General features: G+C 61.9%; 20 protein-coding genes. 6 read left to right on the forward strand and 14 right to left on the reverse strand.

The features are described 5' to 3' along the window. Nucleotides 1-72 precede the first annotated feature (72 nt). Together AC1DUB_RS02705 and AC1DUB_RS02710 are read right to left on the reverse strand one after the other, a co-directional pair. A complete protein-coding gene (locus AC1DUB_RS02705; protein WP_477728365.1) occupies nt 73-705 on the reverse strand; it encodes a hypothetical protein in 633 nt (210 codons plus the stop codon). Between the two features lie 89 nt (nt 706-794). Further along, complete coding sequence (locus tag AC1DUB_RS02710; protein ID WP_477728185.1) at nt 795-1,535, reverse strand: SURF1 family protein; 741 nt, start codon at nt 1,533-1,535, stop codon at nt 795-797. A gap of 18 nt (nt 1,536-1,553) precedes the next feature. On the opposite strand from AC1DUB_RS02710, the gene AC1DUB_RS02715 reads away from it, so the two are divergent. Continuing rightward, entirely contained in the window at nt 1,554-1,775 is a 222-nt protein-coding gene (locus AC1DUB_RS02715; protein WP_477719462.1) for a twin transmembrane helix small protein, read from the forward strand. A 161-nt stretch (nt 1,776-1,936) separates the two neighbouring features. Here AC1DUB_RS02715 and AC1DUB_RS02720 read toward each other — a convergent pair whose 3' ends face one another. The 8 genes from AC1DUB_RS02720 to AC1DUB_RS02755 form a co-directional block, all read right to left on the reverse strand. Then, entirely contained in the window at nt 1,937-2,818 is an 882-nt protein-coding gene (locus AC1DUB_RS02720; protein WP_477719461.1) for a cytochrome c oxidase subunit 3, read from the reverse strand. Nucleotides 2,819-2,894: 76 nt separating this feature from the next. Continuing rightward, nucleotides 2,895-3,098: a DUF2970 domain-containing protein gene (locus AC1DUB_RS02725; RefSeq protein WP_477728186.1), complete on the reverse strand. Its 204-nt coding sequence runs from the start codon at nt 3,096-3,098 to the stop codon at nt 2,895-2,897. Between the two features lie 2 nt (nt 3,099-3,100). Continuing rightward, a complete protein-coding gene (locus tag AC1DUB_RS02730; protein WP_477728187.1) occupies nt 3,101-3,712 on the reverse strand; it encodes a cytochrome c oxidase assembly protein in 612 nt (203 codons plus the stop codon). Nucleotides 3,713-3,745: 33 nt separating this feature from the next. Continuing rightward, on the reverse strand, nt 3,746-3,856 hold the full coding sequence (locus AC1DUB_RS02735; RefSeq protein ID WP_232291500.1) for a cytochrome oxidase small assembly protein: 111 nt from the start codon (nt 3,854-3,856) through the stop codon (nt 3,746-3,748). A 26-nt stretch (nt 3,857-3,882) separates the two neighbouring features. Beyond that, on the reverse strand, nt 3,883-5,517 hold the full coding sequence (gene ctaD / locus AC1DUB_RS02740; RefSeq protein WP_477719458.1) for a cytochrome c oxidase subunit I: 1,635 nt from the start codon (nt 5,515-5,517) through the stop codon (nt 3,883-3,885). A gap of 99 nt (nt 5,518-5,616) precedes the next feature. Beyond that, nucleotides 5,617-6,801: a cytochrome c oxidase subunit II gene (gene coxB, locus AC1DUB_RS02745; RefSeq protein WP_477728188.1), complete on the reverse strand. Its 1,185-nt coding sequence runs from the start codon at nt 6,799-6,801 to the stop codon at nt 5,617-5,619. Nucleotides 6,802-6,959: 158 nt separating this feature from the next. Next, nucleotides 6,960-7,460 carry a DUF2244 domain-containing protein gene (locus AC1DUB_RS02750; protein ID WP_477719456.1) on the reverse strand — a complete coding sequence of 167 codons (501 nt, stop codon included), beginning with the start codon at nt 7,458-7,460 and terminating at the stop codon, nt 6,960-6,962. A 298-nt stretch (nt 7,461-7,758) separates the two neighbouring features. Beyond that, on the reverse strand, nt 7,759-8,661 hold the full coding sequence (locus AC1DUB_RS02755; protein ID WP_477728189.1) for a methyltransferase domain-containing protein: 903 nt from the start codon (nt 8,659-8,661) through the stop codon (nt 7,759-7,761). 157 nt (nt 8,662-8,818) lie between these two features. Between AC1DUB_RS02755 and AC1DUB_RS02760 the strand changes: the two genes are divergently transcribed. Continuing rightward, a complete protein-coding gene (locus AC1DUB_RS02760; protein WP_477728190.1) occupies nt 8,819-9,238 on the forward strand; it encodes a ComF family protein in 420 nt (139 codons plus the stop codon). A 157-nt stretch (nt 9,239-9,395) separates the two neighbouring features. Then, a complete protein-coding gene (gene trmL / locus AC1DUB_RS02765; protein WP_477728191.1) occupies nt 9,396-9,905 on the forward strand; it encodes a tRNA (uridine(34)/cytosine(34)/5-carboxymethylaminomethyluridine(34)-2'-O)-methyltransferase TrmL in 510 nt (169 codons plus the stop codon). 72 nt (nt 9,906-9,977) lie between these two features. Here the strand turns inward: trmL and AC1DUB_RS02770 are convergent, their stop codons facing one another. Continuing rightward, complete coding sequence (locus tag AC1DUB_RS02770; protein WP_477728192.1) at nt 9,978-10,433, reverse strand: MaoC family dehydratase; 456 nt, start codon at nt 10,431-10,433, stop codon at nt 9,978-9,980. Between the two features lie 71 nt (nt 10,434-10,504). Beyond that, complete coding sequence (locus AC1DUB_RS02775) at nt 10,505-11,122, reverse strand: nucleotide-binding protein (RefSeq protein ID WP_477719451.1); 618 nt, start codon at nt 11,120-11,122, stop codon at nt 10,505-10,507. A gap of 73 nt (nt 11,123-11,195) precedes the next feature. On the opposite strand from AC1DUB_RS02775, the gene kefF reads away from it, so the two are divergent. Together kefF and kefC are read left to right on the forward strand one after the other, a co-directional pair. Beyond that, complete coding sequence (gene kefF, locus AC1DUB_RS02780; RefSeq protein WP_477728193.1) at nt 11,196-11,924, forward strand: glutathione-regulated potassium-efflux system oxidoreductase KefF; 729 nt, start codon at nt 11,196-11,198, stop codon at nt 11,922-11,924. Next, entirely contained in the window at nt 11,924-13,750 is a 1,827-nt protein-coding gene (gene kefC / locus AC1DUB_RS02785; RefSeq protein WP_477728194.1) for a glutathione-regulated potassium-efflux system protein KefC, read from the forward strand. Before kefF ends, kefC begins: the two co-directional genes overlap by 1 nt. An 81-nt stretch (nt 13,751-13,831) precedes the next feature. On the opposite strand, the gene AC1DUB_RS02790 is transcribed toward kefC, so the two are convergent. Further along, nucleotides 13,832-15,709, reverse strand: a complete 1,878-nt coding sequence (locus AC1DUB_RS02790; RefSeq protein ID WP_477728195.1) for a serine/threonine-protein kinase — start codon at nt 15,707-15,709, stop codon at nt 13,832-13,834. Nucleotides 15,710-16,080: 371 nt separating this feature from the next. Between AC1DUB_RS02790 and AC1DUB_RS02795 the strand changes: the two genes are divergently transcribed. Next, nucleotides 16,081-16,845, forward strand: a complete 765-nt coding sequence (locus tag AC1DUB_RS02795) for a 3',5'-cyclic-nucleotide phosphodiesterase (protein WP_477728196.1) — start codon at nt 16,081-16,083, stop codon at nt 16,843-16,845. A 69-nt stretch (nt 16,846-16,914) separates the two neighbouring features. Here AC1DUB_RS02795 and AC1DUB_RS02800 read toward each other — a convergent pair whose 3' ends face one another. Beyond that, a complete protein-coding gene (locus AC1DUB_RS02800) occupies nt 16,915-17,958 on the reverse strand; it encodes a patatin-like phospholipase family protein (protein WP_477728197.1) in 1,044 nt (347 codons plus the stop codon). Nucleotides 17,959-18,244 lie beyond the last annotated feature (286 nt).

Below are 18,244 nucleotides of genomic sequence, written 5' to 3' on the forward strand. Positions count from 1 at the left end.
GGGCCGCCCCAAGGCGAAATGCGCCCCCTCGGGGGGCAGCGCAGTACGCGAAGCGACAAGCGTGGGGGCCATCTACCTGCCTTCCTTGTCCCAGCTACTGGAGGCGCGCAGCAAACGTTCCAGGTCGCGCTTGGCTTTGGCCGCGGCCGCCGCGTCCATGTCCGCCGGAAAGCGCATCATCCAGTTGCCCAGCGGATCGACGAGGTAAAGATGATCCTGCAGGCGCTGGCCCGCGGCGGGTTCCAGCCACTTCGCCAGTTCCAGCGGCGCCACGCGCAGCACGGTGGACGCGGCCAGCGCAGGCCGCAGGGCCTCGCGCACGGCCACCTCGTCGTTGACCAGCCAGACACGGTCCAGCCGCTCTTTTTCCTTGCCCAGCGATTCGCGCAGCTGCCGCTGGAAATACAGGTTGCTCTCGCAGCGCGTGTCGCAGGCTCCACCCGCGACCGTGATCAGCAGCCACTGGTCCTTCAGGGCCGGCAACTCGCCCTTCTGTCCGTCAAGGGCCTGCGTGGCGATGGGCGGCAGCGGCCGCTGCGGATCGATCAGTTCGCCAAAATTGCGGCGACCCTCAGGCCGGATCACGTAGTACGTGAAATAAGACGCGATCACCGGAGCGGCGCACACCAGCAGCACCGCCAACATTTTCCAGCGGCCGGCAACGGTACCGGGGGCCCGCGCGTGCGATGCGTCCAGCATTGGCATCGCGTGCACCGTCAGGCCCAGCGGCTGGTCTTGCGCTGCGGACGCGGCAGGGGTGGCGGCGTGTGAGGAAAATTCGGATTTGTCGTTTGTCACGGCAGTTGGGCGCGGCGTTGGGCGCGTAAGGGATGAATCACTTGAAACCAGACATAAAGGATGACCACCAGGCCGCACAGCGCAAACCACTGGAAAGCGTAGCCATAGTGTTTTTCCACCCCAAGGTTGGGTGCCGCCCATTCGCGCAGCACACCCTCACTGGGTACACCGGTCTGCAGCAACGCGACACCGGGCAGCGGCAGGCCGGTTTCAGCGCGAAAAGCGTCCAGATCCAGATTTTGCCGGATGCGGCCCACATCCTCGCCCTTGAACTCGTAAAGCTTGGACGGCGGCGGGGCAATGCGGCCCTCCACGGTCACCAGCCCCGCCGGCGTCGAGACTTCCGGCAGCCGCGTGCGGCGGGTGAAATCGCGCGGCACCCAGCCACGCTGCACCAGCACCACCTGGCTGCTGCCTTGCAATGCCAGCGGCGTCAGCACCCAGAAGCCGGTTTTGCCGCTCATGGGACGGTTGTCCAGGTAAATCGTATGCGCAGGCAGCCACGTCCCTTGAATCGACACCCGCCGATGCATTTCATTGGCTATCTCTTTAGCAGCATCAAATGCCCGGTTATCAAGGGGGGAAAGGCTGTTTTTAGCTTCAATGGACGCGTGGAGCGCTTCTTTCTGGGCAGCGCGGCGCAACTGCCACTGGCCCAGGGAAAAGGTGACCCCCGCCGCAAGCAGTGCCGCCAGCGTGAGCAGCCAGAAGCGGGGCGAATGCAAACGGGATGTCATCGACGGATAATCCTGGTCATGACTTATCTTGTTGCACTGGCATTTATCGCCATCATCGCCAGCCTTGGTTCCGCGCTCTTTTTCATGCTCAAAGACGGCACCGACGGCAAGCGCAAAACCAGCAACATGGCGCGCGCCCTGGCGTTCCGTGTCGGGTTTTCGGTCTTGCTGTTTGTGTGCATTCTGATCGCGTGGAAACTGGGCTACATACAACCTACCGGCATACCGGTCGGCAAATAAAACTTGAAACTTGACGCTCAAAAACAAAGGCCGCATTCAGCGGCCTTTGTCTTTACTTTGTCGTGATTGTCGCACCTGCCGCAGCAGGCCAGAGGACGTCACGTATTTCACGTTCCGTGCGGCCCCCGACGGTCCGCACACCATCCCCTGAAAGTGGTGCCTTAGAGCCAGTAAACGAGGATGTAGAGGCCCAGCCAGACCACGTCCACAAAGTGCCAGTACCAGGCGGCGCCTTCGAAGCCGAAATGCTTCTCGGGGGTGAAATGGCCTTTTTGCAGGCGCAAGGTGATGAACAGCAGCATCAGCATGCCGACAAACACGTGAAAGCCGTGAAAACCGGTCAGCATGTAAAAGGTGGAGCCATACACACCCGACGTGAGTTTGAGGTTCAGCTCGGAATAGGCGTGCGCGTACTCGTAGCCCTGGACACACAGGAACACGATACCCAGCAGCACGGTCATCCACATGAAGGCAATGGTCCGGCCGCGAAGGTTGTCACGCAGGGCGTGGTGGGCAATGGTCAACGTCACACCCGAGCTCAGCAGCAGCGCGGTGTTGATGGTGGGCAGCCAGAACGGCGTCATGGTGGTGAACGGCTCGATGATGTCGGCGGGCGAAGCGGTGGCGCCGGCTGCAATGCTGGGCCAGACAGCCTTGAAGTCAGGCCACAGCAGCGCGTTGTCCAGGCTGCCGAGGGCCGGCACGGAATGCGCGCGGGCCCACCAGAGCGCCGTGAAGAAGGCACCGAAGAACATCACTTCGGAAAAAATGAACCAGCTCATGCTCCAGCGGAATGACAGGTCGATCTTGCGGCCGTACAGACCGCTTTCACTTTCGGCAATGGCGTCACGGAACCACTGGAAAAGGGTGCCGAGCCACCACACCAGGCCGAAGGCCACCGACCAGGCGCCCCAACCTGCGCCATTGACCCACTGGCTGGCGCCTAAGATCACAAAAAACAGGCCAATGGACGCCATCACCGGATGCCGGGAAGGGCTGGGCACAAAGTAATGGGGGGTTCCCGCATGGGTTGCTGATGACATCGCTCGACTCCTGTTCTCTCGAATTTCCAATTATTTTCTGATTCAAAACCGTGAAGGCTTGCTGCGCGCCAAGGCCCTAGCGCGCAACCACCCAGTTCACCAGCAGCACCAAGGCCGCCACAAATACAAAAACACCCACCAGGCCCACCACAATGATGTGGACGGGACTCAAATTCTTGATGTCATCTTCGTAGTCACCGCGCGCCCGCAAGCCCACAAAAGACCACGCGACCGCTTTGGCCGTGCGCCAGATGGATTTTTTTGAAGAACCAGCGGCCATGTTCATGCACCAGCCCGCACGCCGGGTACCGCCGCAGCCGTGGCCGCGCTGGAGGTAGCGGGCGCAGCGGGCGTCTTGCCGCCCACTTCGAAAAAGGTGTACGACAGCGTGATGGTGCTGACGTCCCTGGACAACTTGGGATCGATCACGAAAGCCACAGGCCACTGCTTCTTCTCGCCGGGCGCCAGCGTGTACTGGCTAAAGCAGAAACACTCCAGCTTGTTGAAATGAGCGGCCGCCTGGGCCGGGGCATAGCTGGGAATGGCTTGGGCCGACATCGTACGGTTCTGCACATTCTGAAACTCGTACATCACCGTGGTCAATTCACCGGGGTGCACCTGCAGCGTGTTCTGGGCCGGCTTGAAATGCCAGGGGCCACGCGAGTTGGCATCAAACTCCACCGTGATGGTCCGGGTGCGGTCCACCTGCGTATTGGCCGGCAGCTGCGATGTGGCGCCGGGAATTTGACGGTCAGACAGGGCCAGCACATTGATGCCGGTCATCTCGCAAATGGCCTTGTAGATGGGCACCAGCGCATAGCCGAAAGCGAACATGCCGAGCACGATAACGCCCAGCTTGCCCACCATCTTGAAATTCTCGCTCTTGAGCCGCATCAAAGTTGTGCCTGTTGACTAGCGTTGACTGGCTCAGTGGCCGAGAAAAATCATTTTGGCCATGAAACCCGCAAAAAAGACGAGCGCGACCGAAGCCAGGATCAGCGCCAGCCGCAAATTGCTTTTCTTTTGGTCAGGTGTCATCGTGCGCTATCGGGTTATCGGGTGGCTCAACCAATCACGCGGGTTGCCGTGGCATCCAGCTTGGGAGGGGTTTCAAAGGTGTGAAAAGGTGCTGGCGACGGGACTTCCCACTCCAGGCCTTCAGCGCCCTTGCCACCCTCGTCAACCCAGGGGTTCTGCCTGGCGGGGGCACCCTGGCCGCGCATCGTGGGCACCACAATGAACAGGAAGAAGTACACCTGTGCCACACCGAAGAAGAAGGCGCCGACAGAGGCAATCGCGTTGAAGTCGGCAAACTGCATCGGGTAGTCGGCATAGCGTCGCGGCATGCCGGCCAGACCCAGGAAGTGCATCGGGAAGAACGTCACGTTGAAGGAAATCAGCGACCACCAGAAGTGAATCTTGCCGCGGGTTTCGTTGTACATCACACCGGTCCACTTGGGTGACCAGTAGTAGTAACCGGCAAACAGGGCATATAGCGAACCGGCCACCAGCACGTAGTGGAAGTGGGCCACCACGTAATAGGTGTCCTGCAACTGGGTGTCAATCGGTGCGACCGACAAAATCACACCCGTCAGGCCACCGATGGTGAACACGAAGATGAAACCCACGGCAAACAGCATGGGCGTCTCGAACGTCATCGAGCCCTTCCACATGGTGGCGATCCAGTTGAACACCTTCACGCCGGTGGGCACCGCGATCAGCATGGTCGAGTACATGAAGAACAGCTGGCCGGTCACAGGCATGCCGGTGGTGAACATGTGGTGCGCCCACACGACAAAGCTCAGGATCGCGATGGAGCCGGTGGCATACACCATCGACGCGTAGCCGAACAGGCGCTTGCGCGAGAACGCGGGAATGATCTGGCTGATGATGCCGAAAGCCGGCAGGATCATGATGTAGACCTCGGGGTGGCCGAAGAACCAGAAGATATGCTGGTACATCACCGGGTCACCGCCGCCGGCGGGGTTGAAGAAGCTGGTGCCAAAGTGGCGGTCCGTCAGCGTCATGGTGATGGCGCCGGCCAGCACAGGCATCACGGCGATCAGCAGGTAGGCGGTGATCAACCAGGTCCAGCAGAACATCGGCATCTTCATCAAGGTCATGCCGGGTGCGCGCATGTTCAAAATGGTCACGATGATGTTGATCGAGCCCATGATGGACGAAGCGCCCAGAATGTGCATCGCAAAAATACCGGCGTCCATGGATGGGCCCATCTGCAGCGTCAGCGGCGCGTAGAGCGTCCAGCCAGCAGCGGGAGCACCGCCCGGCATGAAGAACGAGGTGGCCAGCATCAGGCCGGCAGGAATCATCAGCCAGAAGCTGAAATTGTTCATGCGGGCAAATGCCATGTCGGCCGCACCGATTTGCAGCGGAATCATCCAGTTCGCGAAGCCCACGAAGGCCGGCATGATGGCGCCGAACACCATGATCAGGCCGTGCATGGTGGTGAGCTGGTTGAACAGCTCAGGATTCACCAGCTGCAGGCCGGGCTGGAACAGTTCAGCGCGAATCAACAGGGCCAGCACGCCACCGAACATCAGCATGAAAAAGCTGAACAGCAGGTACAGCGTGCCAATGTCCTTGTGGTTGGTCGCGAATACCCAGCGACGCCAGCCCGTCGGGGCATGGTGGTCGTGGTCATCATGCGCATGGTCGTGATGGTCTAGAACTGCACTCATCTTGGCTTCCTTTGGTGGCTTGTGCCTGTAGCTTTTGTCTTTACGGCTGACGAAATGGTCTTGCGGTATCGGGATATCGGGCGGGGCGAATTGCCCGCCTTACTTGCGTGCGGCTTGAAGCTGCGCAGGCTGTACCAAACGGCCGGTCTGGTTGGACCAGTTGTTCTTGGTGTAAGTGATCACCGCAGCCAGGTCGGTATCGCTGAGCGCCTTCCACGACGGCATCGCACCGCTGGCGGCGCCGTTCAGCACGACCTGGATCTGCTTGTTGTGGTCCGCATCCAGCACAATGGCAGAGCCGTCCAGCGGCTTGATCGGGCCTGCGCCCTTGCCGTTGGCCTGGTGGCAGGCTGCGCAGTTGGCCGCATACACCTTTTCGCCGCGTGCCTTGAGGTCCACCAGCGTCCAGACCCTGGTCGGATCATCCGCCTTGGCTGCCGCTTCCTTTGCCTTGACCGCCACCCAGGCGCTGTAGTCCTGGGCGGACACCACTTTCACGTGGATGGGCATGTAGGCGTGCTCTTTGCCGCACAACTCGGCGCACTGGCCATAGTAGTCACCGATTTTTTCGGCACGAAACCAGGTGTCGCGCACAAAGCCGGGAATCGCATCCTGCTTGATGCCGAATGCCGGCACCATGAAGGCATGGATCACGTCACTGGCCGTGGTGATGATGCGGATTTTCTTGTTGACCGGCACGACCAGCGGGTTGTCCACCTTGAGCAGGTAGTTGTCGGGCGCTTCACCGGCTTTCGGGCCACCCCGGTCCGACATTTCGCGGTGTGTGTTGTCGAGCGTGGAAACAAAACCGATGCCCTCGCCCTCGCCCTTGATGTAGTCGTAACCCCATTTCCACTGGATGCCCGTGGCCTTGATGGTGACGTCGGCGCTGGTCGTGTCTTTTTGGGCGACCAGCACTTTGGTGGCTGGCAAGGCCATGGCGATCACGATGACGAAAGGCACGATGGTCCAGGCGATTTCAACCGCGGTGGACTCATGGAAATTGGACGCCTTGTGGCCCACCGATTTGCGGTGCTTCCAGATGGAATAGAACATCACGCCGAACACCGCGACAAAAATCACGAGGCAGATGATCATCATGAACCAGTGCAGCCAGTTCTGCTCTTCGGCGATTTTGGTGACTGCAGGATGCAAGTTGAGCTGGTTGACAGCCGGACCACCGGGCAGGTCATTGACGGCGTGGGCGGCGGTGCCGACCCATGCAGCCGCAGAGGCCAGAATTGCGCCCGCATGCTGCATGCCAAGCCGTGTCATTTTGCTCATGGTGTTGCTTACGTTCATCGTGATCACTTTTATTGCTTCCATTACTCACCGAACTATCCGACCAAATTAACCGGCTGATTATAAAGTTAGCGGCAGGTCACCCTGCCGCAACTGAACTGACCCAGACTTTCAGCACACACACATGCACATGCACATGCTCAACAGGTTCGCAGCGCGCAGCGTATCTCGCGGGCCAGCGCTGGGCGCAACTCAGGCCGCACATGCCGCCCCACCCGCACCGACCGCCCCTGCCCGGACACCTCGATCAGCGAACCATCTCCATCCTTGGGCTCGACCCGAACCCACTCACGATTGAACTCGGCCCGTTGCGTACGCCCTGCCGTTTCCAGTTCAACCACCAAGCGCTCACCCTGCAGGACGATTTTTTCACCGTCGGTCGCATGGCGCGCATACGCCAGAAAGGCCGCCCCCACCGCCAACAACTCCAGCCATGCGAAGGGCATGACCAGCGTGGCGCCCTGTGCCCAGAAAAATGCTGCGATACCCAGCGATACCACGCACAGCGACACATAAAGCCATCCGAGTTGAGCCGGCGTGACTGAACAGTGACGCTTGAGAAGCCACTGCACGGCCTCCTGGCCGTGACTGCCCTGCGCGGGCAAGGTGGCGAAACGAAACGCTGGTGTTGGCTGCAGCACGTGGCAACCCCCAAAAAACTGCAACCAATACGCCGCATTGGCCGCATGAGGCTCGGGAACATACCCAAAATTCAGTTTGGATTGTAGCCGGGTTTAACCCCCTGTTACTCCGGCAAAACCGCTCGCCCCGCGCTTGTTGAAGGGCCGGCCCACGGGGAAGACGGGACTTTGACGGGCCCGGCCGGAACGGCGTCTGACAAGGGCTGAACGGTATCGGGCGTCACCACCAACTTCCATGAAAATCAATGAAAAATCCCGCCGCCGGACTACCGCCGACCGCAAGGCGTCACGCCGCACCTCAGGAATGCGGCCGCTGCCCGTGCAGGATGTTGCGCATGTCTTCCACCGACACCGCACTGAGCGCGCTGACCTTGATTTTGGGTGGCGCCTTCAGCGCGTGACCATAAATGACTTCGAACGTGAGCGACAGCCGGCCATCTTCGCTGCGGACCAGGTGCCGCGCCAGCGCCTGCTCCAGGCGCGCTTTCCAGGCCCGCCCGCGCAAGGCCGGAAAGCGGGCAGGATGGAAGTTGCGACCCAGTTCGGCCAGTTCCTGCAAGAGACGCGCCGGGGTCTCATAGGTCAGGGTAATGCGCTCCATGTCCATCACCGGTTCGGCAAAACCGGTTTGCACCAGCATGTCGCCCCAGTCGTGCATGTCGGTCAATTCATGCCCCGCGGGCGGCCAGCCCAGCTGTGCGTAGAGCTCGCGCAATTCCCGTGCGGTGTCGGGCCCGAGGCAGGAAAACATCAAAAAGCCGTTGACTTTCAAAGCCTGGTGCCACTGGGCCAGCAGGGCTTGCGGGTCGGCCGCCTCATGCAGCGCCATATTGGCCCACAACATATCCACGCTGGCCGGTGGCGGCGTTTCAAAGCGCGGGCGGGCGGCTCCCCATTGCTTCGGGTTCCACCATGGTGACGCTATCTTTTTCATAGCCACTTGTGACCGTTCCATGCTGGCTTCCGTCACATAACAGGCTGAATCCGGGTAGGTTTTTGCCAGCTGGGCGTGGGCCTGCAGGCCCCCGCGCAAAGCCCCCCAATGCGCCCAGGCCTCGGGCTGCAGCTTGATCCACTGCAGCCTGTCCTGCATGCGGCGGGCCACTTCCTCATGCAGCCACGGCGAGGCCAGCGGCGCCGTGCGCTGCCAGCGGCTGACGGCAGGCAGATCGAGTGTGGGCGGTCGCTGGGTGGTGGTCATGGGCAGGGGCAATACAGTGCGCAGAAAGGTACGCGAGTATATTGACACGGTGTACACACGCCCGCCTGCCTCCCGTTTATTTCCCCGTTTATCGTTGCCACCGTTGCCTGGCCTGGTCAGCCGGTGCGCGGTCTGCCACAGCTGGCCGACACACCAGGTGTGCCAGCCCTGCCTGGCGCGTTTTGCGCCGGTACAACATCGCTGTGCCAGTTGCGCGCTGGCACTGCCGGCCGACCTGTCCATGGGCCTGAGAAGTGGTCCCGGCCTGTGTGGCAGCTGCGTGCGCCAGCGCCCCCCGCTCGATCGGGCGCTGGCCGCGGTGCCTTACGCCTACCCCTGGTCGACATTGATTTCCGGCTACAAATTTGGCGAGCAGCCCGGCTGGGCTGCCTTCTTTGCGCACATGCTGCTCCAGACGCCCGGCGTGCCACAGGCATTGGGCGAGCTGGAAGGCCGGCGCGTGGTGCTGGTGGATGACGTGATGACTAGCGGCGCCTCGCTCTTCACCGCAGCCCGGGCCTTGCGCAAAGCCGGCGCCGCCCACATCACCGCGGTGGTGTTGGCACGCACGGAGTAATGGCCCCCACGTTCGCTCACTGCGTGTAGCTCTCTGCCCCCCGAGGGGGCCGCTGCGCCTGCGGTCTGGCAAAGCCAGTCCCGCGGCCCCTGCTGGGATGAAAGCCCCCACGTTGGCTCGCTGCATGTCGTACCCGGCTAGCAACGACAATCGGGCCATGTTCAATATTGTTCTCGTCGAGCCCGAAATCCCGCCCAATACGGGCAACGTGATTCGCCTGGCGGCCAATACCGGCTGCCGTCTTCACCTGGTGGAGCCGCTCGGCTTTTCGATGGACGACAAGCACATGCGGCGCGCCGGGCTGGACTACCACGAGTACGCCCAGGTGCTGCGCCATGCGAGCTGGCAGGCGCTGCTGGACAGCGAGCAACCACCCGCCTCACGGCTCTTCGCCATGACGACGCAAGGCGCCGGCAGCGTGTACGACATGCGTTTCCTGCCGGGCGACTGGCTGGTGTTTGGCGCTGAAACCCGGGGCCTGGCGTCCGAAGTACGGGAATCCTTTCCGCTGGCACAGCGCCTGAAGGTACCCATGCGGCCCGGCCAGCGCAGCCTCAACCTGTCCAACACCGTGGCGGTCACGGTGTTTGAGGCGTGGCGGCAAAACGGGTTTGGCGGGGCACAAGGTCAGGCTCCGGGCGGACAAGGCGAGTTGGCCCGCAACTGACCGGCCTTTGCGTTTGAATTAAGAGACTTTTGAATTGAGCGGCTATGGAGGCGGACCCACAGCCGCCACCCTTCAGGGGTAGCGCCGCACCAGTGATTCGGCCACGCACACCGGCTTCGCCGATCCTTCGCGCTCCACCGTCACCTCCCAGGTCATCTGCATGCCGGCGTTGTCGATCGGCTCGGCCGCCAGCAGCTTCATGCGGGCACGCAGGCGGCTGCCCACGGGCACGGGGGCCGTGAAACGAACCTTGTTCAGGCCGTAATTCACACCCATGCGCGAGCCAATGATCTCAAACGATGATTCAAAAAACCGCGGCAGCAGCGACAGCGTCAGGAAACCGTGCGCGATGGGCCCGCCGAAGGGGCCCGCCGCCGCCTTCTCGGGGTCGACGTGGATCCACTGATGGTCGCCCGTGGCCTCGGCAAACAGGTTGACCTGCTGCTGCGTGATGGTGAGCCACTCGCTGACAGCGACTTCCTGGCCGGTACAGGCCGCCAGTTCGGACAGGGTTTGAAAGGTCTTCATGGCCCGACTTTAGCGGCTGCAAGGAGCCGTGCTTGTCGGATCAGCGACAAGCACCCTCCCCGCCTGCCCGCCTACTCGTCCAGCCAGCGGCAGACGCCCTGCCACTGCTCCAGGTCCTTGTCGACCCGGCTGGGCGCCACGTCAAACAGGCTCAGCCCCCGGGCGGCCAGATGGATGTAGTTTTGCGTGTCCCGCAGATAACCCAGCACCGGCAGCCCCAGGCCTTCCACAAAGTCGCGCAGCTTGTCGGCGGCAATCGTGCGGGCGTCCACCCGCATGCCGATGACGCCCACCTGCATCTTGCCGGCATGGCGGTGCTCGGCCAGCTCGTCCAGAAAGGCGCGCGTGGCGAAAATATCAAACACGCTGGGCTGCAGCGGCACGATCACCTTGTCGGCCAGCTTGACGATGTCGTTGAAACGCCAGCCGTTAAGGCCGGCCGGTGTGTCCAGCACCACATGGGTGGTTCCCCGCGGCGGTCTGGCGATCAGGTCTGCATTCAGGTCCCAGGTCGCGACAGGGCGCGCAGCGGGCGGCCGCAGGCCCAGCCACAGCCGCGAGGACTGTTGCCGGTCGGCGTCCCCGAGCATCACCGCATGGCCCTGCGATGCATGGTAGCCGGCAATGTTGGTGGCCAACGTCGACTTGCCGACGCCCCCCTTTGGATTGGCAATCACGACCACGGGCATACAACTCTCCTCTGATGCTGAAGAACTTATACGGGCGCAAGTTCCATGCTTGCTTTTCCGCTATGGTAACGGCATGGACACCGTTCTCACAAACCCTCACATGGCAGACAGCGCCGGCCATCAGGCTGCGAATACCGACATCTACGTCATCGCGGCTCATCCGGCATGGCGTGAATCGCGCGTCAATCGCCCCCTGATGGAGGCCGCCAAGGCGTTGCCGCGCGTGCAGGTGCAAGACCTGTATTCAAGCTATCCCGACTATGCCATTGACGTCGCCAGGGAGCAGGCCGCGCTGGCGCAGGCCCGGCTGGTGGTGCTGCTGCACCCCATCCAGTGGTACTCGATGCCGGCCCTGCAAAAGCTCTGGCTGGACGACGTATTGACGTATGGCTGGGCCTATGGCCAGGACGGACACGCCCTTGAAGGCAAGGATTTATGGCTGGTGGCGACCACCGGCGGGCCGGAGACTTCCTACCACCCCCAAGGCTACAACCGCTATTTTTTCGATGCTTTCCTGCCGCCCTATGAGCAAAGCGCCATTTTGTGCGGCATGCGGTTTTTGCCGCCCATGGTGCTGCACGGTGCGCACCGGGTCAGCGCGGAGGCCGTCGACCAGCACCTGGCCATCTTCAGCCAGCGTTTGCAGAGCTACCCCAACTGGCCCGAGCTCGAAGAGCTCGAGCAATACCCCGCCTGCGCAGTCCCCACGAAAGACCGATTGCCCAGGGACGAGGCCAGCATCGAAGCGGACCAGGAAAGCAAGGACGCAGGTACAACGACAAACGCAGGAGCCACCCGCTAATGGAACACGCCCCCGCCTGGCTCACCAACAGCTTCATCTACCTGGCAGCCGCCGTTGTCGCCGTACCGCTCGCCAAGAAATTCGGACTGGGCTCCATCATTGGCTACCTGGCCGCGGGCATTGCCATCGGCCCTTGGGGCATGGGACTGGTCACCAATGTCCAGGACATTCTTCACTTCGCCGAATTTGGCGTGGTGCTGATGCTATTTCTGGTCGGCCTGGAGCTCGAGCCCCAGCGCCTGTGGAATTTGCGCCGGCCCATCTTTGGCTGGGGCAGCGCGCAGGTGCTGGGCTGCGCCGCCCTGCTGACCGGCGCGGCCATGGCGTTTGGCGTGGGCTGGCAAACGGCGCTGGTGGCCGGCCTGGGCCTGGCACTGTCGTCCACCGCCATCGCCTTGCAAACCATGGGCGAGCGCAACCTGATGCCCACGTCCAGCGGACAGGCCGGGTTTTCTATTCTGCTGTTTCAGGACGTGGCGGCCATCCCGATTCTGGCGCTGCTGCCGTTGCTGGGTGCAATTTCCGGTGAAAATGAGACCGTAGCCCATACAAACACGGCGCTTGAAGCTATCAAAATCATAGCCGTTATCGGCGGCATCATTCTCGGCGGCCGCTTGCTGCTGCGCCCGCTGCTGCGCTGGATTGCCAACAGCGGCACGCCAGAAATCTTCACCGCCGCATCGCTGCTGCTGGTGGTCGGCATTGCCGCGCTGATGCAGCTGGTGGGCCTGTCGATGGCGCTGGGCGCTTTTTTGGCGGGCGTGCTGCTGGCCGAAAGCGAGTACCGGCGCGAGCTGGAAACCGATATTCAGCCCTTTAAGGGCCTGCTGCTGGGCCTGTTTTTCATCGCCGTGGGCATGAGCATTGACTTTGGCGTGCTGATGAAGTCGCCGGGCCTGATGGCCGCCATTTTGCTGGGTTTTCTGGGCCTGAAGCTCGCGGTGATTTACGGCCTGGCCACCCTTATGAAGCTACCGTACCAGGAGCGCCCGGTGTTTGCCCTGCTGCTGGCGCAAGGCGGCGAATTTGCCTTTGTGGTGTTTCAGGCCGCTGCCGGTGCGCGGGTGTTTGCACCCGAAACCGCCTCGCTGCTGATCGGTGCGGTGGCGCTGTCCATGCTGGTCAGCCCGCTCCTGCTGGTGGCCATCGACAAGCTGCTACTGCCGCGTTATGCCAATTGCAACACGCCCCAGCTCGAAGAAATCTCCGAGCAGCAGGCCGCGCCCATCATCATTGCCGGTTTTGGCCGCTACGGTCAGATCGTCGGCCGCATGCTGCTGGCGCAAGGCATTCCAGCAACGGTGCTGGAGCACGACGCCGACATGGTGGAAACCGTGCGCGCCTTCGGCCTCCGGGTGTTTTACGGCGATGCAACGCGGCTGGACCTGCTGCGCACAGCCGGTGCCGCCAGCGCCAAGATTTTGGTGCTGTCGGTGGACGACATGGATCAGTCGCTGAAAATTGTGGACATGGTGAACGAGCATTTTCCGCAACTGCAAATCGTGGCGCGCGCCCGCGACGTGACACACTGGAACGCGCTGCGCGACCGCGGCGTGATGCGCGTCGAGCGCGAGGTGTTCGAGTCCAGCCTGCGCAGCGCGCGCACCGTGCTGGAACTGCTCGGCCAGCCGCCGCATGAAGCACGGCAGTCCGCCATGCGTTTTCGGCAGCACAACCTCGAATTGTTCGAGCGGATGTACCCGCACCGCAAGGACCGCACCAAGCTTATCGCGGTCGCCACCCAGGGGCGGCTGCAGCTGGAAGAACAGATGGCGCAGGAGCGCGCGCAAGCAGCGCAGCCCCGGCCTCAGGACTGGCACGGCTGATTTTCAAGGAAAATCGCTTCAACCCAACCTTATCAATGAACACCTGCAGCTACTGTTTTTGTAGCATGCGGGAGCCGGGGACTACCTGAGCGATTGCTCGGACTCCCGCTTTCGCTGCTCGAGGGCCCGCCGCTCGACGCACACCGGGTGGCTGGCAAAGAAGGGCCTGGCGCACTGCACCGCGATGCAGATCTCAAAAGTCACCAGGTTGCGGCCTTCACAGAACTGCCGTGGGTGGGCAGGCGCCGCCGGGTCGGGAGCAGTGGCAGCATCGCGCGTCGGCGGTGGGGCGGTCGCCGCCCCTTCGGTTCTGGCCTGAGCCTGTTGGGCCGGCCTGCCTTTGTCATTCGACCGTGTTTTAACCACCGCCGGGGCTGCTTCTACCGCAGCGGGCGCAGCTGGTTGGTCGGCTACGGCTTGCACCTTGGGTGCTGGTGCTGCCGGCGTTGCCGCAACCGGAACACCGGTATTGGCCGGTGCGGCAGACTGCACTGCAGGCCGCGCAGCCGGGCCCGACGCCAATTTGAACCCGATGCCGGCCGCAAGCACCACGATGCCCGTCATGCCAACAATGGCCCAGGTCAGGCGCCGGGATGCCGGCGCGAAGGGCACAGCTTTTGCGACCCGTGCAGGCACCGTGTCATCACCTTGCACGAGTGGCGGCTGCGCAGTTTGTACGGCAGCCTGTCCAGGCTCCCTGGCGTGCATGTCGGCAGGGCTCGGGGCGGTATCAACCGTGCCAGAAGACCGGTCTCTGAACTCGGGCACGGTCTTGTCCATCTGGGTGGCAGAAGGAGCAAGCGGTATGACCGGCGTGCCCACATCCGACCGCAGACCGATGTCCGAATCCTCACCGGCCGGCTCGCCGAGTTTTCTCAGGCGGCGACGTGCCAGGCTGGCGTAGATGCCTTCGGGAAACTTGGCGAGAAAGCCCCGGATATCTTCGGCATCGGTGGAGTCCCTGATCTCTTTCCAGTAGATCAACTCCAGCTCCTGCGTCACGATGGGGATATCGGTACTGGTGCCCGACTGCAGGCCGACCAGGGCTTCACCCGGATGCAGGGTGCCCGTCCAGGTGGAACTGCTTGCGGAGCTGGCCGGGCTGGCAGGCGGAACCACTGCCGGGTCAGCCGCTTCGCGGGTGGCCGCCTGCAGGGCGGCATTGAATTCCCGCGCCGTCGCAAAACGCTGGCTCGGTGATTTGGCCAAAGCCCGGGCCACCACCGCGTCGATGGCGGCGGGCAATCTCGGGTTGAAGGAGCTCGGCGCCGCAGCGGTGTGACCCACGATCTGCTGAATGATGGCGAAGTCAGTATCGGCATCAAATGGCCGCTTGCCCGTGAGCAGCTGGTACAGCACGATGCCGGCGGCGAACAGGTCAGCCCGGGCGTCAACCGGCCGGCCCTGGACCTGCTCTGGCGACATGTACTTGAGCGTGCCCACCATGGTGCCCTGCGTGCGCGTGGCTTCGCTCGAATCCTGGATGCGAGCCACACCAAAATCAGTGAGCTTGACGCGCCCATTGCCCTGGATCAGCAGGTTGGCGGGCTTGATGTCGCGGTGAACGACGCCCTGCCGGTGCGCATAGTCGAGCGCCGACAGCAGGTCGCCCATGATGCCCAGGGTCTGCGCCAGCGTGTAGAGCTTGCCCTTGTCCAGGTGGTGCTTGAGGTCATCGCCGTGGATGAATTCCATGACCAGATAGGCCATGTCGCCATCGCGGTCGGAGTCGTACACGCTGACAATGTTGGGGTGCTGCAGGCGCGCGGCCGAGCGCGCTTCAGTGCGAAAGCGCACCTCGTATTCAGCAGCTTCCTCTTCCGACAGGTTTTCAACCTTGATGGTCTTGATCGCCACCCGGCGGTCCAGATTGGGATCACGCCCCTCGTATACCAGCCCCATGGCGCCCTTGCCAAGCACGCGGATGAGATCGTATCGACCTAGCTTCTTGAGACTCATGGAATGAAAAGTGGCCGCAGTGAGGAGGGAGCAAACGTGCCGGCAGGGATACGTCTGAAAACGAAAACGATTCTAGCCTGCAACGCAGAACCGGCCCGGATTTCGGGCGCCCTGCTATTGCCGCTTGCACCCGTCAGGCGTGGCGAGGTTGGCCTGATCATGCGGACCTCCCAGCCTCCCGACTCAATCGGAACAATCTATTGCAACTCAACACCTGGAGCCTGAGACACCCTATTCAGGCCACTGTCTCTCGCACAAACCAGGTTTCGCAAACGGGAATCGGCGCTTGCCGGCTGGGCCAACGGCTACGATACTTGCACTCAGGCGACTGGATTTCCTATCCGGCCGTATACGTTTATCTGTTTATCCGTATGAAGCTGAGAATTCTGGGGTGTAGCGGCGGAATCGGCGCGAACCTGCGCACAACCGCCATGCTGCTCGACGACGATGTGCTGATCGATGCCGGTACTGGCGTCGGTGATCTTGCCTTGGACGAAATGGTACGCATTGACCACGTCTTCGTCACCCACTCGCACCTGGACCATATTTGCAGCATTCCTTTTCTGGTCGATACGGTCGGCTATAGGCGTAGCACACCCTTGACGGTGTACGCCACCAGAGAGACGCTCGATGCCTTGCGTGTCCACGTTTTCAACAATTGCATCTGGCCTGACTTCACCATGCTGCCGCGGCCTGAGGCGCCCTATCTGCAGTATCGCGAGATCAGCCGGGGCGAGACCGTGTCGCTGGCCGGACGCAAAATCACCGCGCTCTGCGCCAATCACCTGGTGCCGGCCGTCGGCTACTGCCTGGACAGTGGTGTCGCGAGCCTGGTGTTCACCGGCGACACCGGCCCCAACGATGCCCTGTGGGAAATCGTCAACGACATCAAAAATCTGCGTTATCTGATCATCGAGACCGCATTTTGCAACCGTGACTACGCGATCGCCATGGCCTCCAAGCACCTGTGCCCCAGCTTGCTGGCCGAGGAGATCAGGAAGCTGCGCGTTCCTGCGGAAATCTTCATCACTCATATGAAGCCAGGCGATATGGCGCTAACCACGTTGGAAGTCGCCGCAGCCTTGAAGGCCTATCAGCCAGGAATGCTTGAACATGGCCAGGTATTTGAATTTTAAAAAAGCGCTGCATCCGGCTGCACGACTGGCAAACGGCACATTCGGACCCATCCAATCACCGTTTTTTGCTTAAAGAAATTCCCTAGCGATGTCGATGCTTGAGCGCTGGCCGATGTGGTGGTAGTTTTCCTCGAGCCACGCCTCGGCCTCGATCCGTCCCTTGTCACGCAAGGAGCAGAGGAAGTCCCAGTCGGCGTTGTATTTGCTCGACACACCGAGTGCGGCCATGGTTTGGTCGGACCGGATCGAGTGGATCAACACCTCCTTCATCTCGCCACGATCGAGCTTGCCTTTCCGGATCAGTTCGGTGACGAAGGCGATCGCACGCATCTCACGCATCAGTGACGAATTGAAGCTCACTTCGTTGACGCGGTTGAGAATGTCGGCCGGACTGGTCGGTACGCCGGGGCGCACGATCGGGTTGATATGGACCACCACCACATCGTGTGTACTGCAGTGGTAGATCAGCGGGAAAATGGCCGGGTTGCCGACATAGCCACCGTCCCAGTAATGTTCGCCGTTGATCTCTACCGCCTGGAACAGGGTTGGCAGGCAGGCCGAAGCAAGTACCGCATCTATACACAGGTCCTGGCCCGAAAAGATGCGTATTTTGCTGGTCTCGACATTGGTGGCACAGAGATACAGTTGGATCGGGCAATGTTGGCGCAACGCGTCGAAATCGACCTGTTGCTGCAGTATCTCGCGCAGCGGATTCATGTTGTGGGGATTGAATTGGTACGGCGACAGGATGCGAAGGATCACGTCCGCCATCAGGTACAAGGGCGAGTGGTCCAGCCCGAAGCTGTGGCCTCCTTTTAACCATGGCAGCTGGCGGAAGGGGCTGTAGCGCTCTGCCGATTGTGAAATAGCGCGCCAGAAATCGTGCAGCGCCTGGCGCGCGTTTTCTGAATCACCCTTTAGCAGCCCGTAGGCCAGCACTGCGGCGTTCATCGCACCCGCGCTGGTCGCGCTGACGCCTTCTATTTCAAGCCGACCGTCCTCCAGCAGTCGGTCGAGCACGCCCCAGGCGAACGCTCCGTGCATTCCGCCGCCTTGCAGGGCGAGCGCGATCGGCTTGCGCACACTCGGCCGTTTTGTGTTCTTCGTAGCCATCGTAAACCTCCTCAGTGTTGAGTCCAGCCACGTCCCCGATGACAATGTCCGATCACGCTGCAGCGCCCGGCCATCGTTCGGGCAACGCACTGCGCCTGCCGGCCAGGAACCGGCTATACAGCGCGCCCATGCCCTTCCCATCGATGATGCCGCGCTCCTCGAACAGGAAAGGTATTGGCGTTGGTTGAATTTTGACCACATTGATGGCAAGAAAGAAATAATTCTGGTGACGGCCTGCAGTCCCTGGGCGACAAGCCCGGCGAGCTGCCTGCCCTGATAAAATTCA

The organism is Polaromonas sp. P4_F9, from assembly GCF_056401235.1.

Coding starts and splice junctions, on each gene's coding strand:
- AC1DUB_RS02705 (WP_477728365.1), bottom strand. CDS start 705: ATGCCAATGCTGGACGCATCGCACGCGCGGGCCCCCGGTACCGTTGCC.
- AC1DUB_RS02710 (WP_477728185.1), bottom strand. CDS start 1,535: ATGACATCCCGTTTGCATTCGCCCCGCTTCTGGCTGCTCACGCTGGCG.
- AC1DUB_RS02715 (WP_477719462.1), top strand. CDS start 1,554: ATGACTTATCTTGTTGCACTGGCATTTATCGCCATCATCGCCAGCCTT.
- AC1DUB_RS02720 (WP_477719461.1), bottom strand. CDS start 2,818: ATGTCATCAGCAACCCATGCGGGAACCCCCCATTACTTTGTGCCCAGC.
- AC1DUB_RS02725 (WP_477728186.1), bottom strand. CDS start 3,098: ATGGCCGCTGGTTCTTCAAAAAAATCCATCTGGCGCACGGCCAAAGCG.
- AC1DUB_RS02730 (WP_477728187.1), bottom strand. CDS start 3,712: ATGCGGCTCAAGAGCGAGAATTTCAAGATGGTGGGCAAGCTGGGCGTT.
- AC1DUB_RS02735 (WP_232291500.1), bottom strand. CDS start 3,856: ATGACACCTGACCAAAAGAAAAGCAATTTGCGGCTGGCGCTGATCCTG.
- ctaD (WP_477719458.1), bottom strand. CDS start 5,517: ATGAGTGCAGTTCTAGACCATCACGACCATGCGCATGATGACCACGAC.
- coxB (WP_477728188.1), bottom strand. CDS start 6,801: ATGAGCAAAATGACACGGCTTGGCATGCAGCATGCGGGCGCAATTCTG.
- AC1DUB_RS02755 (WP_477728189.1), bottom strand. CDS start 8,661: ATGACCACCACCCAGCGACCGCCCACACTCGATCTGCCTGCCGTCAGC.
- trmL (WP_477728191.1), top strand. CDS start 9,396: ATGTTCAATATTGTTCTCGTCGAGCCCGAAATCCCGCCCAATACGGGC.
- AC1DUB_RS02770 (WP_477728192.1), bottom strand. CDS start 10,433: ATGAAGACCTTTCAAACCCTGTCCGAACTGGCGGCCTGTACCGGCCAG.
- AC1DUB_RS02775 (WP_477719451.1), bottom strand. CDS start 11,122: ATGCCCGTGGTCGTGATTGCCAATCCAAAGGGGGGCGTCGGCAAGTCG.
- kefF (WP_477728193.1), top strand. CDS start 11,196: ATGGACACCGTTCTCACAAACCCTCACATGGCAGACAGCGCCGGCCAT.
- kefC (WP_477728194.1), top strand. CDS start 11,924: ATGGAACACGCCCCCGCCTGGCTCACCAACAGCTTCATCTACCTGGCA.
- AC1DUB_RS02790 (WP_477728195.1), bottom strand. CDS start 15,709: ATGAGTCTCAAGAAGCTAGGTCGATACGATCTCATCCGCGTGCTTGGC.
- AC1DUB_RS02795 (WP_477728196.1), top strand. CDS start 16,081: ATGAAGCTGAGAATTCTGGGGTGTAGCGGCGGAATCGGCGCGAACCTG.
- AC1DUB_RS02800 (WP_477728197.1), bottom strand. CDS start 17,958: ATGGCTACGAAGAACACAAAACGGCCGAGTGTGCGCAAGCCGATCGCG.